The organism is Alkalihalobacterium chitinilyticum, from assembly GCF_029028005.1.
In the GTDB taxonomy this organism is placed as follows: Bacteria; Bacillota; Bacilli; order Bacillales; family Bacillaceae_F; genus Alkalihalobacterium; species Alkalihalobacterium chitinilyticum.
The window spans coordinates 75310-93620 of sequence record NZ_JAOTPO010000014.1 but is presented as its reverse complement, the minus strand read 5'-3'; the positions used below and the strand labels follow the sequence as shown (position 1 = coordinate 93620).

Below are 18311 nucleotides of genomic sequence, written 5' to 3'. Positions count from 1 at the left end.
ACTTCTTTTCATACTCCTCTAACCGTTACACAGTAACAGCGAACAAACGAAAAAGCCTGACCCATTTATTGTACTCTGGATCAGGCAGCTTTTGTTATTAATAGTATAGTTTTAGATTAATTAATTCCAAATCTTACCTAAAGTTGTTTGGAAAAATTGGTCTAATGCTTCTGTAAAGTTTTGTTTATCTTCCTCTAGCGCTTTTATATAATCGCTCAGTTGAACTATTCGTTCAGCCACATATTCTTGTGTTGCAATCAATTCTTCTGTTTTTACTTCTTCAACTTTTTTTAATTTGTTCGCCAATAACCCATCTATTTCAGATCGAAGTGGACTTGGAGTTAGTTCTGCATTCATTAAATGTTGAAGTTGATTTGGCGGAATGGAATGATTTTTCTCTATCCAACTACAGGCTAGTAATGGTTTTACAACATTTAAGACGAGCTTGACGTTAGCACTGGGGCTGTTAAACGCTCCTTTTACATTACGTTTCGCCATATTGAGGTAATGATACAAACAGGTTTTAGCGGAAAACGTACTATGTGAAAGCAAACGCAGTTCATTCACAATCTCGTCCTTTTCATAATAAACGATGCTCGATTGTAACCACTCCAACAGCGTAGGGTTGGACTTGTTTAATAATGCTAACGCTTTTCTTAGATCCCATCCGACCATGTCTAGTTCCTTCGTGACGGGGAATTCCAATACCTCTCGCTTTTGCTCAATCGATAGATACCAGTTTATGGGGTGGATATAGATAAAACGAACATCGTAATCACTGTCAGAAGAAGCCGTACCCCAAGCTCTACTGCCTGCTTCACACGCATAAATAATTTTTATATGATGTGCCGCTTCCATCTCTGAAAGAATGTTTTTGATTTTTTCTTTCATTTAACCACCTGTTATTTTTGGCCTTCGATTTCCTCAACTAATAGGGAAAGCTCTTCCCACCGTTCCATCGCTTGTTCCAACTCTTCTTCAGTTTGTTTCTGTTCTTTCATTAAGTCATTAATTTTCCCGAAATCACTGCCTGCTGCCACAATATCCGCTTCAATTTGTTCAATTTTTAATTCCAGCTTTGAAATGCGCTCCTCGATGGTATTCCACTCTTGTTGATCTTTATACGATAACTTTTTTCGTTGTTCCTTCTTTTTCGGTTGTTCTTTCGTTTCTTGCACTTTCGCTTTTCTTTCTTGAAGTTCCAGTTCTTTTTCCAGTCGCTTGTCTTCCATAAATTCCGAATACGCCCCTTGATAACGGCTGATTGAACCGTTCCCTTCAAAGACGAGCAAGTGATCAACTACACGATCTAAGAAGTAACGATCATGGGATACCGTTAAAACAACTCCTGGAAATTGATCTAAGTAATCTTCTAATACACTCAGTGTCTGTGTATCAAGGTCATTCGTCGGCTCATCGAGAAATAAAACATTCGGCTCTTCCATCAGGACACGAAGTAAATAAAGGCGGCGGCGTTCGCCTCCAGACAATCTGCGAATATACGTCCATTGCATCGCCCGAGGGAACAAAAACCGTTCTAACATTTGCTCAGCCGTAATAATTTGATTATCCACCGTCCGAACGATCTCAGCACCTTCTTTAATGTAATCAATGACTCGTAAATTCCCATCGAGTTCTTCATCATCTTGCGTATAATAAGCGATTTTTACGGTTTCACCGACTTCAATTTCACCTTCACTCGGTTCAATTCTACTCGCTAAAATATTTAATAAGGTAGATTTCCCTGTTCCATTTGGCCCAATAATTCCTAATCTTTCCCCTGGAACGATTAAATAATTTAGGTGCTGAAACAGCTTGTGGTCCCCGTAAGACTTTGATATATCTTTTACTTCAATTACTTTTTTTCCAAGTCGGGTGGAGCCGATTGCAAAATCAACATCACCTCTTTGTGAAAGGCCTTTTTGATCTCTTAACTCCTCGGCACGCTGGATTCGGGCTTTTTGTTTCGTCGTTCGTGCTTTAGCCCCTCGTTGTAACCACGCCAGCTCCCTTCGTAATAAGTTTTGACGTTTCGCTTCACTTTGTTCTGCGAGCGCTTCACGTTCCGCTTTTTTCTCTAGGAACGTCTCGTAATTTCCCTCATACGTATAAAGCTGCCCTTGATCTAATTCATAAATCCGATTGGTCACTCGATTAAGAAAATAACGATCGTGCGTTACCATGATGAGCGACCCTTTATACTGAGCTAAATAGCCTTCTAACCATTCAATCGTTTCATTGTCTAAATGGTTCGTCGGCTCATCTAATATAAGTAAATCTGCAGGTTGAATTAACGCTTTCGCAATTGCTACACGTTTCTTTTGGCCACCAGATAGATATTTTACTTTTTTCGTAAAATCAGTAATCCCCAGACGAGTCAGTACCGTTTTGGCAACGGTGTTAGCCTCCCATGCCTCACACTCATCCATCTTCGCTTGAATTTTTAAAAGACGTTCTTGAAGTTGATTACTTTCTGGCTGATTTTGAAGTTCATGCAGGGCTTGCTCATACTCCCGCATCACTTTCATGATCAGCGAGTCACCGTAATAAATTTGCTCTAATGTTGTTAGGTTGTCGTCTAAATCAGGTTGTTGCGGAAGATATTCAACCTGCAACTGGTTGGAATGGGTGAGCTTCCCATCTTCCATCCCTTCTTCTTTGGAGAGTACCTTCAATAATGTCGATTTCCCCGTTCCGTTAACTCCAATTAGACCAATTCGTTCCCGTTCACCAATGGCAAAGGAAATATGGTCGAATAATACTTTTTCACCGAATGATTTATATAAATTTTCAACTGTAAAAATGCTCATCTTCTCAATCCTTACGTATCATATTGTTTCTTCTATTTTAAATGAAAAAAAGAAGATGTGCGAAAAAAAGTAAAAGACGCCTGATCATTAAGGGTTTGTGCTGTCGACTGACGCTGTAAAAACAGGGACCTGCTCCTGGCTGCGTTTCACCGAACAAAGCGACTTCGAGCAAATTATGCCTGCAACTATTTTGAAAAGTGAAAGCGCCGGCATTCCGGCATATGGTAGACTTGAGCCCCCACTGATTTCGTTAACAGCACTAGCTTAAAGTGTAGCTTTTCGACTACTGATACTCTTTGGTGGACTGAGAGGACCTTATTTTAATAAAAACCACCATATTTAGGCGTTTGGCGGACTGAGAGCACCCTATTTGCTTAAATTTATTCGAAAACAACACGAAAGGTAGTAAATAAGAGCCTCTGAGTCCTTCAAATTAAAAAAAGAGCCGTTTTTACAGAAATAAGGGCCTGTGAGTCCGCTCATTTCGTATGTCAGCATTAACATGCAGGCGACCACCACTATTCACCCGCACTGCTGCTAGATAGCGAAAATCCGAAATATGCCAGGTTTATCAACGACAAGCGCTAAGAGGCCTGTTTTTGGAACACATTTGGTTAAGGTACCTCATGGCCAAGGGAAGACTCCCAAACGTCAAACCACTGTTGTCTCGTCAGCTTGATGTCTAATGCCTCTATCGAACGTTCAATTCTCTCTAAATTCCCTGTTCCAATTATAGGGACGATATTGGCTGGATGTTGCAGCAGCCACGCTAACATGACTTGATCAATGGACACCACATTTAGCTCATCTTTCAATTTGGTTATCGTTTCACGAACTCGTACTGATTGGTCATCTTCTCCTGTGAAGACTCGGCCTCCCGCTAACGGTGACCACGCCATCGGTGACATCCTTCTTTCTAGGCATTGGTCAATCGACCCATCAAGAAATGGGGTTGTATGTAAAACAGACAGTTCAATCTGATTGGTCACTAACGAAAACGGTAAATAGGAATCGAGCATCGCAACTTGAGACGGGGTAAAATTGGATACGCCAAATGCCCGCACTTTACCATCAGCCTTTAATTGGATAAAAGCTTCCGCTACTTCACTCGGATCCATATATGGGTCCGGACGATGAATTAACAGCACGTCGATATAATCTGTAGCAAGATTGTTTAACGATTGATTGACCGACTTTATAATATAATCTTTACTCGTATCATAATGCTTTATGTAATGGTCTGGATGCTTGTTTGATAAAAGCTTAATCCCGCATTTTGTAACAATTTCTATGTTAGAGCGCAAACTAGGCTCGAGTTTTAAGACTTCGCCAAAACGCTCTTCACAAGTATAATCCCCGTATATATCGGCATGATCGAACGTCGTTAATCCTTTTTCTAGACAAGCATGAGTTAAATGAAGAAGCTCTTTTGTCGTTAAGTTCCAATCATTTAATCTCCAATGCCCATGAACGATTTTCGAGAAAGATAAATCCTCTCCCATTTTAATTCTATCCATTCTGTTCACTCCTCGTTAGTACAAATACCAATAATTTAATTTACTGCCTTAGTATCTCACATCTACTCAACTTTTACATAAGATAAAATTGAAATGTCTAACTGACTTCTGCTCCTTCTAGCCTATTCTAATAAAAGCTAGTAATCTCATTTTCCTATTTTTACAGTTTACTAGTTTAATAATTAGAAAATTGGAAATAATATTACTGAAACAAAATTCTTGTTATTTATTAAAGGGAGGAATACCAAGATGAGTTTGTATGAGTATATTGAAACGATTAATGAAATGTTAGAAGAAGCGAAAAAGGAAACGAATGAAGAATCATCATAAATAATAGTAAATAAATACAAACGAAGAGCTCGAATTTTAGTGTTCGAGCTCTTCGTTTTATTCGTCTGTTAATACACGGTTTGTATATATTTTTGACCTAATCTAGTTAAGCGGGTACCTAATCTACCTTTCCTTTTTTCGATATATCCTCGTTGCTCTAATTTATTTAATCTTAATCGGACTTGTTGTTCCGATAATGGTTGTGCTTGCAGTTGAGTTTCCCTAGCTATTTTCTTACGACTTACACTTTCTCCTTGTTGTTGCAGTTGATCAATTATTTTTAGTAGCGTTGTTAATTCTTGCTCATCCTCGTAGTGGAAATAAGGATCTACTGTTGGTTCATTTATAGGGGCAGAATATCTCTCTTCGCCCTTGTTTAATTGGGGCGCTTTTTTTTGTTGGAAAAACCCCTCATCAGGAATATCATGTAAACGAATAATATCGTCTTCACACACTGCTAACATATAATCAATCGTATTTTTCAATTCTCTTACATTACCGTACCATTGATATTCTTTTAACTTATACAAAACTTGCGGCTCTATTTTCACATGAAATCTTCCACTTTGATTTATAAATTCTTGAACAAGCAAATCAATATCTTCTTTCCGTTTTCGCAACTCAGGTAAATGTAAGAAAAGTACTTTTAACCGGTGATACAAGTCCTCTCTAAATTTGCCTTCTTCAATGAGCGCTAACAGATCTTTATTTGTAGCCGCAATAACACGGACGTCAATCGGAATAATTTTATTTCCGCCAATACGCAGCAATTCCTTTTCTTGAAGAACTCGTAATAATCGGGCTTGAACTTTCAGGCTGATATCTCCTATTTCATCTAAAAAAATGGTTCCACCATTTGCTTGTTCAAAAAGACCTTTTCTGCCGCCCTTTTTTGCTCCAGTAAAAGCCCCTTCTTCGTAACCAAACAATTCACTTTCTACTAAGTCTTCAGGAAGGGCACTAAAATTCACTGCTAAGAAGGGGCCTTTATTTCTGAGGGAAGCATTATGAATTGAGCTTGAAAACAACTCTTTGCCCGTTCCACTTTCTCCTTCAATTAAAATCGTCAAATCCGTCCGTGCAAGCTTATTTGCAACTTTTTTGACCTCTTGTAATTTAGGATGAAGTCCGATAATATCGTTAAATGAATATTTTGCATAATACCCCTTTTTTAACAATTCTTTTCGTAACTTCTTTTCTATTTCAACCGTTTCTTCAGCATCTTTAAAAGTAACAACAACAGTCTCCTCTGCTTCAATCGTAAACCGATGAACAATTACACTCCGATCTTCAATTGTAAAATAACGATCTTCTTCTTCCTGCTCATTTAATATGAACTGAACTAATTCTTTATGTGAAATAACATCTTGTATATCGCGATTGACGGCTTTTTTTACAGGCATACGTAAGAAACGTTCTAAAATTTCATTAAAAACAGTTATTTTCCCATTACAATCGACGGCTAGAATACCATCGTTTACCCCGTTTACCACTTTTTTAAGGTGTTCGGTCCTAATTGTCGCTTCCTGACTTAAACTGCCTAACTTTTTACTTAATTGAGTAATCGTTTTTATGTACTTTCCAGAGACTTGTTCTTGTCTCGCTTCAAGAAGTCCTAGACGATTTAAAATCGTAATTAACGTCGTAATATCAATCAGACGCGGTCCAATATTAATAACCTCTTCAACAAAAGAAGGGACAAGGTCTAATTCACCAGGTGTAATTGCAAACTTTACCGGTTCTTTCTGTTTTTTCCCTGGATAAAATGGAATGAAATCCAAGTGGTCAATTCCTAATTTTTCAAATGAAGAGATAGCTTCATTCACAGTCTCTAGATAATCATTTACATATAGCACCTTTTCTCCCTTTGGGATTGAATAGATTTTTTCTATGTTTTGGAAATTAACGATACGATGTGCAACGAGAACCGAGCAGTTTTCGCCGATATAAGGCTTTGATTCTTCTTCTATTAGGTAAGAGGATAAAATTACGAGCTGATTATGAACCGTGATTACTTCGTTAGCATCGACTGCATAGCTTCTCACTCGGATAAAATCTCCTAAGATTTCATTTAATTGGTCAGATAAAGTCCTTCTCGTTTCCTCCGAACCAGCTAATAATGTAATTTCTTTAGTTTCAATGGCCATTCCCTCACCTCTCTCCTTTGATGAAAGCATACACAATGCTTAAACTTTTGGTTCAAGTTTGCGTTATACAAAGAAACACTGAACCATTTAAGAACAGTGTTTCTTTGTTTCTACTATTACTTTATTATAATAATATTTTGAATAATAATGAACTTTTATCTTGTAGTCTTATAGAATGTAGAATGATATTTTTTCTAATTTTTTTCATTCAACACCTATAAAACATCTTTGTGTACTATTGTATTAGTAATTTTTCACTCAAAAGTTCCTTTTACAAGTAAGTCTCGATCCCACAACATCTTCTGCCCTAATGCCATAACCGAATTTATTTCATAGCTTTCTTCATCCAACAATACTAGATCTGCATCGCGGCCAACCTCAATGTGTCCTTTTTGCGTTAGCTTGAGAATATCAGCTGGATTAGAAGTAATTACTTTTATGGCATCTTCCACTTTCACTCTTTCATTTATAATCGCATCCCTAACTTCCTGATAAAGAGAGGTTACCTTCCCAATTTGCAGGCCAATCAGCAGGCCGTCTTCATCGAACTCAGGGAGGCTCGCTTGACCATCTGAAGTAAATGTAATCCTTTCAACAGGTACACCTGCACTTAACATTTCTTTTAAACCTGTACTGCACTTTACTTCTCCTTGTTCAAAAAATTGTGGAACACTAGAAGTCGTTAAATCTACATACCCCCCTTGATTAGCATAAAGAATTCCAGCTTCAAACAATTGCCGGTTTCGATTGATATGAGTAGGTATAAACTGACGAATCGGAATATCTTTGTTTTCAACAATTTCATGAAGTAAAGATAGTTTAGAAGAACTATCACCAATATGCACATTTACAATACCTGCTTTACCAGATAACATGCCGCCTACACGAGCTGCTGCTGCAATTTTAGCTAACTCTTCACACGTTGGCTGTGAAGAACGGTGGTCTGAAATTGCAATTTCTCCTACTCCTATGACTTCTTCGATTAAAATAAGGTCATCCTCAATTTTCCCTGTTAATGTTTTAACAGGAACCTGATAGGATCCAGTGTGAACATAACAAGTAATCCCTTCTTCCTTTAACGCTTTTGCCTTTGCTATCAGACTTGTCATCGTTCTAGTTGTTCCATCTGTTCCGATCACTCCAACAACTGTTGTAATCCCACCTAACAGTGCATCGGACAACTGTAACGCTGGTGTTCTCGTCCGGTAGCTTCCTTCGCCACCCCCACCGATAATATGAACATGATGATCTATAAAGCCAGGGACCATTACTTTACCATTACCGTCTAAAACCTCAACAGAAGGTAAACCATCACTGCGATATTGTCTTCTATCGCTCCAATTTTACGATCTACAATTAAGACATCCTTTTTTCCAAGATATTCAGGGGTGTAAACCTCAGCGTTCTTAATCAATTTAATCATTATTTAATCCACCTTTTATCCAATACTATCTAATAGACTCTACTGCGATACTTTCTCCCAATCTGTATTTACATCATTTACTTTTCTCCACGTCTCGGCAGGTAATGTATTTCCGTTTATATCATTCAAGTTTTGGATGGTAATCTCGTAACCAATTTGTATATCTTCTGTTGCTCTAACTTCAATTTCCAAGCTTTCGGGTAAGTAATCAGGTGACCAAGAAACGTGAGTAAGCCCCTTTAGATCAATCGTTTCTTTCGTAACTGATGCAGGGTCAATTGGTCCTGTAAATTGAATAAAGAACGTATCGTTATACGAATATGTTTTCACACTTTCAATAGAAACTGGCTTTGGTTCTACTTGATCATTACGAGGAATTAAATCTAGGATCATATTCATAATGGTTGGTTTCTGGTAGGCTCTTAAATCTCTTGTTGTAAAACTTTCACCACTCGTGTAGTTCTTAGTAAGCTCATCTCTTGACCACGTTAGCTGGTAGTTTGGCTGGTGGTTGATTTCTGTAACGAACTCTTCTTGTAAACTATTCGCAAAAGCAATAAGCGACTTTGTCGTCTCATAATTTCCACCGAACAAATTTTGACTACTATACGTGTCACTCTCAGCTGAATTTACAACCCTTTTATCTTCAGCTGGAATAACTTCCTTTGTACTAAAGTTATACTGGTCTCCGGAAGTTAAATAGTGTACGCGAATTCCTGTCGTTTCAAATCCTGGCTTAACACCTGGACCATTAACAGTAGCAGCTGAGCGGTCTAAAATAAATACACCATTTAGTCCAACAACTTCACCGATATTTCCTTTCATTTGCAGACCTGTTCCTTCATCTAACCCGATTCCCAATGTATGACCAGTATCTCTCATCCCTACTAAAAGGCGTCCTAATCGTCCACGGGCATCAAAATGAGTATCAAACAGAATATCTTCTGCTAGGCCAATGCCAGGCATAAATATGTTGTTTCCGGCGGTTGTCGGGTTTAAAAAACCTGTTAACGGAACATCATTTAACGTTTTTTCTTCTGTTTGATTAATGGTAAACGAAGTCAAGCTGTCTCCTACACCAAACATCGGTTGACTCATTACATGAGCACCTGCACTTGTCCCTGCTACGACCCCGCCATTTTCATACACATATTTAATTGCTTCTAATAAAGGTGATGGGGAACCATCATCATTTAGCAAAGATCTCGCATGTTTTACTTGATCTCCACCTTGCAGCATAACAGCATGACTGCTTTTTACTAAGTTCACAAAGTAAGGGTCATGGGCAATAAACTCATACGTATCAATAGCCAGTGGGATATAAACAGGCTCAAACCCCCAGTTTTCAAATTCTTTCTTTAATGACTTGTACGGCGGGTCATCTAAATGAAAGTGATCATATGCCACATCGACAGAGTCTCTTGAACTATTAAAAATAGCAATTTTCGGTTTATCTGCTGAAGCTGCTAATCTAATGGCTTCGAAGTAAGCGCTCACATTACTTGTTGAACCACCAGCTGGAATTAAAGTTCCTTTTCCATCACCAATGGTACCTAATGGATTTTGCATTGGATTAGTATTTATCATTTGAAGTGACTTGGCTATACCAAAGTTTTGCGCTTCGCCAACGGCCAATACATAAGCGTAATATAGTCCAGTACCTAGTGATTTTCCGTCAATCGTTAGTTGGTTGTCCTTAAAGTTAACGGCACTGCTACCAACCTCTTCTCTTGATACAAGCTTGCCTCTTCCCTGATTGACCAACTCTTTTAAATGGTCTTTAGTTTTCGCTTCAAGTTTCGGTTCGACTAAGCGTGTTAACCCATCTTCTGAATAAAAAATAAAGTAATCTGTTACTCGATTGTCTTGTGGATGATTGAATGTTACCGCATAATTCTCAATCACTGTACCTTCCCCGCTAACTTGGACATTCACAGGAAATGGCATGATTTCAATTTTCCGATCTGCTTCTGACATTCCTAAAACCCCATTTGCTCCTAAAGTTGCTGCATACGCGACATACTCACCTACTTCTAGCGACTTTCCGGTCATAATATCAAGTTGCCCTTCTCGAAACGTATTTCCGACTCCATCTGCATAACTTAAATTACTAATTTTATAGATTTTATTTTTCTGTTCACTACTTGTGTTGGAAGTTAAATGAGCTTCAATCTCAGCAGTCGATAAATGACGAACATAATTCCAAACATCCATATAGGCTTCTTTCGAATAGAACAGTAAGTAAGCTTCTACACCGTCCATGTTTCGTGCCGGGAAAAAACCTAATTGATAATGATGAATGGATGAACCTTCACCTGTTTGGATCAGTTTAACGTCCTGTAATTTATATTCGTTCTCTTTTTGAACAACAACCGTATACGTTTGTTTTATTCCATGTGGAGTTGCTACTTCAATATCAATTGTGTTTGTCTGATTAGGTATTTCTACCTCCACAGCTCTATTCGCATTGACTTTTTTACCATTAATAGAAACCTTAGCATTTTTAGCTGTTGCTTCTATATTTAAATTAATTTGGTCTTGATTACTTACCGTTGCTTTATAGTTTAATATTTCTTTTGAAAAGGGAGGATCGAGTTCAGCCCCTTGTATGGATAAAGATTGAAGTGTGACCTGATGTACATGATCTGGCATAGAACTCTTTTTCTCTTTTTCATTCGCTAGAAAGCTAGCAGGTGCGAGTAGACCTAACACAGCTACAAGTACCAATACTTTAGCCGATATTTTGATAAACGCTATTCTCATCTTTACTCTCCTCCAATTGTAAGCCTTCATTTTCATACAAATGACAAGCAACATGGTGTCCACCTTCTATTTCCTTTAATTCTGGCCGTTGTTCATGACAACGATCCATCACTTTTGGACACCTGCCAACAAAGGCACATCCTGCCGGTGGATCTACAGGAGACGGGACATCGCCTTGTAAAATAATTCGCTCTTTCTTTTCACGTGGGTTAGAAATAGGAATGGCTGATAATAAGGTCTCTGTATATGGATGTAGCGGGTTGTCGTAAATTTTATCGGTTTCCCCGATTTCTACAATCCTTCCTAAATACATAACAGCCACTCGGTTACATAGATGACGAACTACACTTAGGTCATGAGAAATAAAAAGATAAGTTAATTTAAACTCTTCTTGTAAATCTTTTAATAAATTTAAAATTTGTGCCTGGATTGAAACATCCAATGCTGCAACAGGTTCATCTGCGATAATCATCTTCGGCTTTAATATTAAGGCTCGGGCTATTCCAATTCTTTGACGTTGACCACCCGAAAACTCATGTGCATAGCGGTTGATAAAAGCCTTGTTCAACCCGCAGACTTCCATGATCTCTTCTATCATTTTTTTTCTTTTATTTCGATCTTTTATCCCATGGGCTTTTAACGGTTCAGCTAAAATATTCTCAACTGTTAATCTAGGGTTTAAAGAAGCATAAGGATCCTGAAAAACCATCTGAAGCTCTTTTCGCTTTCTGCGCATCTCTTTAACGGATAAATCATTCAAATCACAGTTATCAAACATTATGCTTCCAGCTGTCGGTTTTACCAACTGAGTAATTCCTCTTCCTGTGGTCGATTTACCACAGCCTGATTCTCCTACTAAGCCAAGTGTTTCACCTTCACGAACGGAAAACGATACCTGATCGACAGCTTTGACATAGGATGTTGTTTTCTTTATTAATCCTTTTTTTATAGGGAAATAAATTTTTAAATCTTTAACTTCAAGTAATGTAGCTGTCATACTTCAACACTCCTATCTTGATAAAGAAAACATCGACATGAATGTCCTTCTTTCAGCTGTAGTAATTGAGGATCGTGTTCCCTGCAATGATCCATTACTTTGTCACAACGGTCTGCAAAGCGACAACCTGTTGTAATTGTGCCTGCCGGTGGTACTTGACCAGCAATCGAATAGAGTCGGTCCCGTTTCTCATGAATGTTTGGTATGGAACCAAGCAAACCTATCGTATAAGGATGCTTAGGATCATTAAATATCGTATCTACATCTGCTTGCTCTACAATTTCACCTGCATACATAACAATTACTCGCTCACACATTTCCGCGACAACACCTAAGTCATGTGTAATGAACATGATAGACGTGTTTGTTTTTTCTTTTAACCCTCGCATTAAATCAAGGATTTGTGCTTGAATCGTCACATCCAATGCAGTTGTCGGTTCATCCGCAATTAGTAGTTGCGGCTCACATGCAAGTCCCATTGCAATCATGACCCTTTGTCTCATACCACCAGACAGTTGATAAGGATAGCTGTCATATATTTGTTCAGCTCTTGGGATCCCGACTAACTTCAGCATACTAATCGAATGCTCTTTCGCTTCTCGCTTTGTGATTTCCCGATGCAGCAGAAGCACCTCATCTAATTGTTTTCCAATCGTAAAAACAGGGTTGAGCGATGTCATCGGTTCTTGGAAAATCATTGAAATGTCATTTCCACGAATACGCCTCATGTCTCGTTCTTTTAATTTCAATAAGTCTTTTCCGTTATACTTTATTTCCCCGCCTGCAATTTTTCCTGGCGGGGAAGGAATTAATCTCATAATCGATAGAGAAGTTACACTTTTCCCACAACCAGACTCACCTACTACCCCAAGCGTTTCACCTTCGTTAATATGAAAGGAAATACCGTTGACTACCGTTATTTCCTTACCATCACTTTTAAAATTAACTTTTAATTCGTTAACTTCTAACACTTTCTTAGTCATGTTGTCGTCATCCTCCTATTCTTTTAACTTCGGGTCAAGGGCATCTCGCAATCCATCTCCTAAAATATTAAAACTTAACACTGTAATCACAATAGCCAGCCCTGGAAAAAAGGTAGGATGAAACAGATTTCCACTATTATCTTTGGCTGCACTTAACATGGATCCCCATTCAGGTGCTGTAATGTCCCCTCCTAAACCGAGAAAGCTTAATGCTGCTCCTATTAATATCGCTACACCTATCCTCATCGTTAAGAAAACCATAACGACAGATAATGTACCCGGGAAGATATGTCTTAAAATAATTATTCGATCTTTAACACCAATTGATTTAGCTGCTTCAACATACGTCATTTCTTTAAGTGCTAAAGTACTTCCACGAACAATTCGTATAAATATTGGAATGGTAAAAATAGCTACAGCAAATATGATATTTACTAACCCAGCTCCAAGGAATGCGATAACAGCAATAGCAAGAAGGATCCCTGGAAAAGCAAGTAATATATCCGTAAACCTAGTAATAAAACTATCAAACCTTCCTCCATAGTATCCTGCGATCAGGCCTAATGCGGTTCCAACAAAAGCACCGATAGCCACTGAAACAAAACCAATTAATAACGTTTCTTTAGTTCCGATAATAACTCGGCTAAAAATATCACGATTTTGATGGTCAGTACCAAAGTAGTGAAGTTGCGATGGCGGTTGGTGCTTATAGATATCGACTAGATTTACTGCAGTAACGGTTGGAACAATGGATACGAGGACCGGGTTAATTTCCGTCACATTTGTTGGCAAGTGGACGACTGTAGAGGCATTTTCAGCTGATACTTTCACAAGTCCATCTCCCTCTCCCCTGACCGTTACAATACCTTCATTCGTTACTGATGCGATGTCGCTTGTTAAAGAGACAATTGATAAGCCTCCAGTTTCTTTCGTTTCTTGTCCTCCTGAAACGAACCCGCTGCTTGTAGATGTTTTTTCCTCTTCACTTAAACTTTCAGCTAAAAAGGAACGGATGGTTTCAATTCCTTTTATTTCCTCCCCATTCGATAAAAAAGCAGTTAATTGAATTTCGTAGCGATCACCTGACTCTAAAATTCGGGTTGGTTGCTCCGCCTCTAACCTGATAATTTTAACTTCGCCATCGTTAACGTCCTCTCCCGAAACATTCACTTGGATGATGGCTGATACATTTTCACTTTCAAGAATGGCATCAGTGGCGCCTCCAGTATTTGCACTGACGATGACTCCGTCACCAACTCTTCTAACAGAAGCAACTCTACGATTCTCGCTTTCTACCTGTAATGTTTCAAACTTATCACTCTCTACTACAGTCCCGTCACTTAAAATGCCTCGAAAACTGACTCGCTCACTCGTCAATTGATCACTGTCTATTCCTCTTTCTTCGTATTGCATCGTAACTGGACGATACGGATCGTAAGGAGCCAGCCAGTTTCCAAAGAGACCAATAAAAACAATAATGGTTACAATGATTGAGGCAATGACTGCGAGGCGTTGTTTTAAAAATTTTGTTACAAAATTTTTGAAAGGAGAGTACGACGAATATATTTTTTTGCTCATAGATCAATCTCCTTTTTCTTTTAATCGTATCGAATTTGCGGATTTAAAAATCCATAGCTGATATCTACTAATAAATTAACGACTAAAAACTGCATGGAAAATAATAAGATTAGAGCTTGAATAACTGGATAATCTCTCGATAGTATGGCATCAATTAAATACGAACCGAGACCAGGCCAAGCAAAAACTTGTTCCACAACAACCGCCCCGCCGATTAAGAACCCAAATTGCAATCCTGTCATCGTAACAACTGGGATCAGGGCATTTCTAAGTACATGACTCCAAATAACAACAGACTCCTTTTGTCCTTTTGCCCGTGCCGTTCTGACATAGTCTTCTCTCATTACCTCTAGGACGCTTGAACGAGTAAAACGGACGATAGTTGCCGCAACCCCAAATCCGAGAGTAATCGATGGGAGAATAATATGCTGAAACGTGCCGCTGCCACTCGTCGGAAACCATCCAAGCTGAACAGCAAAGATCTGCATCACCATTAGACCAAACCAAAATTCAGGTACACTTAAAGCACTGATTGTTGAAACCATCCCTAATCGATCCCACACCGAATTTCTTTTTGTAGCGGAAATAATTCCAACAAACACCCCAATTAAAATGGCCCAAAACATCGCCAATATCGTTAAGACAAATGTATAACCAAACCGGCGGATGATTTCTGAAGATACATCCGTTTTCGTACGATACGAAGTACCAAAATCAGCATGTACAACCATGTTATACATATATCTTCCATACTGAACGTATAAAGGGTCATTGAAGCCTTCTCTCTCACGCAAGGACTCATAAGCTTGTTGATCAATCTCTGCTCCGTACATAATGCGGATTGGATCACCTGGAGTCAGGTGAACAAATAGGAACGCGATAATCGTTATGATAAATAAAATAGGTATCATGCCAACTAATCTTCTAATAATATAATTTGCCAATACTTTTCACCTCTTCAATCTAAAGGCGAACCTTTGAGTTTTGAGAGTGACTCATAAGTTTCTTGGGCTCTCCTCCTACACAATTAAACTGCAGTTGCGGTTGAAGCAGTCCGATATAACCTCATGAGTCACCACTCTAGTAAAAATAAATCGATGTTACTGTTGCTATTACTTCTTATCTGCTTGGTTTAAATGAACAGCTCCTGACGGTAATACATAAATGCCTGTAACATTTTTACCTTTTGCAATAATCGTATCTGGGATGTGCAAGAATACCCACGGTGCATCTTCATAAATCTTCTTTTGTAAATCAGCATAAACGCTTAACGCTTTTTCTTGATCCGGTGTACGTAATGCCTCATCAAATAATTGATCTAATTCCTCATTAATATAATAACCAGAGTTATTAAAGTTCGGCGGGACTCGGTCGGATGCAAAGTTAGGGCGTAACCCATAGTCAGCTTCACCAGTTCCAGGCGACCAGCGTCCGATCCAAAGGTCTGTATTCTCACCAGCATCCAGCATGTCAAACAGTGTTCCGCTTTCATATGCTTGAACTTCAACATCTATTCCAATCTCACTCAGTTGAATGGCTACATACTCTGCAACAGAAACAAACTCGGTTGTATTTCTTGTCCAAAGAGTTGCCTTAAAGCCATCCTCCATACCTGCTTCAGCCATTAACTCTCTTGCTAAATCTTTGTCGTGCTCATAAATGCTTTGACCCGAATATCCATAAACGGCTGGTGCAATAGCGGAAGCAGCGATTTGACCATAACCATCAAGGATTTGTGCAATCAAACCATCTTTATCCACTGCATGGTTCATCGCTTGACGCACTTTTAAATCTTGATATTTATCTTCCTTAAAGTTCATGCCAATATAAAACACATCTGTAGAAGAGCCTACATATAAGTCAATATCAGCATCGTTTTCAAGCTCTGCCGCATTAAGAGTAGGTATTGGATAGATTAAGTCGACTTCACCTGTTTTTAACATATTGACTCGTGTACTTGCCTCTACGACAGGTCTGAAAGTGATGCTTTCCACTCTAGCTGCTTCACTGCTATTCCAATACTCTTCAAATTTACGAACAACAACGTGTTCACTATCTCTCCATTCATCAAAAACAAACGGTCCAGTTCCCACAGGATTACGGTCTAAGTTGTAATTTTCGTCTTCTTTCTTCTTAGCAATTTCATCGATTGATTTAAACGAAGCTGAAGCATGCGCCATGTAGGATGCCATTGCTGAGTTTGGTTCTTCTGACTTAATCGTCACACTGAATTCATCATTAACCACTACTTCGCTAATAAACGAGAAAAATGATGCACGCGCTAAACCATTGTCACGATCGCGGACAAAGTCTAGATTTTCTTTTACTACTTCCGCATTAAAAGCAGTACCATCATGGAAGGTTACACCTTCTTGGAGGGTGAATGTAATCTCTGTTGCATCTTCGTTATAGGTATAGTCTCTAGCTAACACAGGAACTAATTCCATATTTTCATCAAACCTTAGTAAGCCTTCAAACATCGTACTTTGAACTGTTGCTGAGTTACCATCTGTTGTATTAAAAGGATCTAACGATGTCGGTTCTGCCTCTATACCAATCGTCAGCTCTATTCCTTCAGCTGTCTCCTCTGTTATACTTTCTTCAGTTTGGTCATCCGTTTCAACACTTTCCTCCGTCGTCGGATTGGAGCTGCATGCTGCTGCACTGGCTAACAACATAAATACTAATAAACAAAACAATAGCCATTTACTTTTTTCAACCACTTACTATCTCCCCTTTTTCACTTAAATTTTCTTTCACTATTGTTTATTGCAAAGGTTGTGCCAAATTGATTGCAGATTTTAAATCTTCTGAAAAATAAAGAAGAATTTATGTTTTGTCATGCTCGTATAGTTGCTGATGATTTTTATAGATACATATTTTAAATTACATTTGCTCATTTAATGGTTCTTTTAGGTTGAATATGGGTTGTCGATTAATAACCATAAGAACCCGAGTGTCTTATTGTTATAATTTCCAATTCTAAAAGAAGCCAAAAAAGACCGTCACCGATGTGACAGTCTTCTTAAAGTTACTCTCCTTCTATTCGCTCGGCTACTCGAATTTCTCCAAATAGCTCCTGAGCTAGTTCACTTTGATAATGAATTTGGATAAGTCCTTTGCCTTTTGCAAAAACATACTTTTCATCACCGTCTTTTAATTCGACTTCAATCGCTTCCCACTCTTGATCATTCCAAGTTGCCGTTGTCGTGTTTGGCGGAATGTCGGATGTAAAAAACAGTTCATTGTAATTCGATTCTTGTGCTTTCATCCATTCAAAAGCAGCCTGCTCTCCCTCTTCTTGAACCTTCGTTTGTAGTTCTTCATATATTTCATACTGTTCCTCAGAGAATTGATGAGTAACGATGACCTTTTGTTGTTCGTGATCGACTTTCAATAACCTAAAATGCCCTAGCGCATGTGCTTGGTGTCCCGAAACAAAAGCAAGATCTTCTTCTTTATAAAGGACATTCATTCCTAGTCCTAGACCTGTCCCCGGACCATCCGTTTCAAAACTGGAAAGAACGTCATATTCTTCAATAATATCTTTAAACGTCAGCTCATCTGCTTCAGCAGCCGGCTCTTCTATTTCAGTCGGTTCTTCCTCAACGAGTTCATCCTTCGGTTCTTCAATCGGCTCTTTTTCAGCCGGCAATTCCTCCCCAGGTTCCTCTGCATTACCGCACGCTGCAAAGAAAAAGATCATACTTACACTGAGTAGTATTTTTATCCAATTCATGTTACCTCTCCTTCCTTTCATACT

At 38.6% G+C, this 18311-nt stretch carries 11 protein-coding genes and 1 pseudogene; all 12 read right to left on the bottom strand.

Going from position 1 to position 18311, the window contains the following annotated elements:
• Window positions 1–120: 120 nt before the first annotated feature.
• The gene (locus tag N7Z68_RS17970) at window positions 121–891 is read right to left on the bottom strand and encodes a nucleotidyltransferase domain-containing protein (RefSeq protein WP_275119858.1); all 771 of its coding nucleotides are present in this window, start codon (window positions 889–891) and stop codon (window positions 121–123) included.
• An 11-nt stretch (window positions 892–902) separates the two neighbouring features.
• Complete coding sequence (locus tag N7Z68_RS17965; RefSeq protein WP_275119857.1) at window positions 903–2810, bottom strand: ABC-F family ATP-binding cassette domain-containing protein; 1908 nt, start codon at window positions 2808–2810, stop codon at window positions 903–905.
• 614 nt (window positions 2811–3424) lie between these two features.
• A complete protein-coding gene (locus N7Z68_RS17960) occupies window positions 3425–4327 on the bottom strand; it encodes an aldo/keto reductase (RefSeq protein WP_275119856.1) in 903 nt (300 codons plus the stop codon).
• A gap of 398 nt (window positions 4328–4725) precedes the next feature.
• Complete coding sequence (locus tag N7Z68_RS17955) at window positions 4726–6804, bottom strand: sigma 54-interacting transcriptional regulator (protein WP_275119855.1); 2079 nt, start codon at window positions 6802–6804, stop codon at window positions 4726–4728.
• Window positions 6805–7058: 254 nt separating this feature from the next.
• A pseudogene (gene iadA / locus N7Z68_RS17950) lies at window positions 7059–8227 on the bottom strand (beta-aspartyl-peptidase).
• Window positions 8228–8266: 39 nt separating this feature from the next.
• The gene (locus N7Z68_RS17945) at window positions 8267–10990 is read right to left on the bottom strand and encodes a cadherin-like beta sandwich domain-containing protein (RefSeq protein ID WP_275119854.1); all 2724 of its coding nucleotides are present in this window, start codon (window positions 10988–10990) and stop codon (window positions 8267–8269) included.
• Window positions 10959–11987: an ABC transporter ATP-binding protein gene (locus N7Z68_RS17940; RefSeq protein ID WP_275119853.1), complete on the bottom strand. Its 1029-nt coding sequence runs from the start codon at window positions 11985–11987 to the stop codon at window positions 10959–10961. Before N7Z68_RS17940 ends, N7Z68_RS17945 begins: the two co-directional genes overlap by 32 nt.
• Entirely contained in the window at window positions 11984–12970 is a 987-nt protein-coding gene (locus N7Z68_RS17935; RefSeq protein ID WP_275119852.1) for an ABC transporter ATP-binding protein, read from the bottom strand. Before N7Z68_RS17935 ends, N7Z68_RS17940 begins: the two co-directional genes overlap by 4 nt.
• Before the next feature lie 15 nt (window positions 12971–12985).
• Window positions 12986–14548, bottom strand: coding sequence for an ABC transporter permease (locus N7Z68_RS17930; protein WP_275119851.1), 1563 nt, complete (start codon window positions 14546–14548; stop codon window positions 12986–12988).
• 20 nt (window positions 14549–14568) lie between these two features.
• A complete protein-coding gene (gene nikB, locus N7Z68_RS17925; protein WP_275119850.1) occupies window positions 14569–15492 on the bottom strand; it encodes a nickel ABC transporter permease in 924 nt (307 codons plus the stop codon).
• A 168-nt stretch (window positions 15493–15660) separates the two neighbouring features.
• Window positions 15661–17271: a glutathione ABC transporter substrate-binding protein gene (locus N7Z68_RS17920; RefSeq protein ID WP_275119849.1), complete on the bottom strand. Its 1611-nt coding sequence runs from the start codon at window positions 17269–17271 to the stop codon at window positions 15661–15663.
• Window positions 17272–17579: 308 nt separating this feature from the next.
• A complete protein-coding gene (locus N7Z68_RS17915; protein WP_275119848.1) occupies window positions 17580–18287 on the bottom strand; it encodes a hypothetical protein in 708 nt (235 codons plus the stop codon).
• Between the last annotated feature and the right edge of the window lie 24 nt (window positions 18288–18311).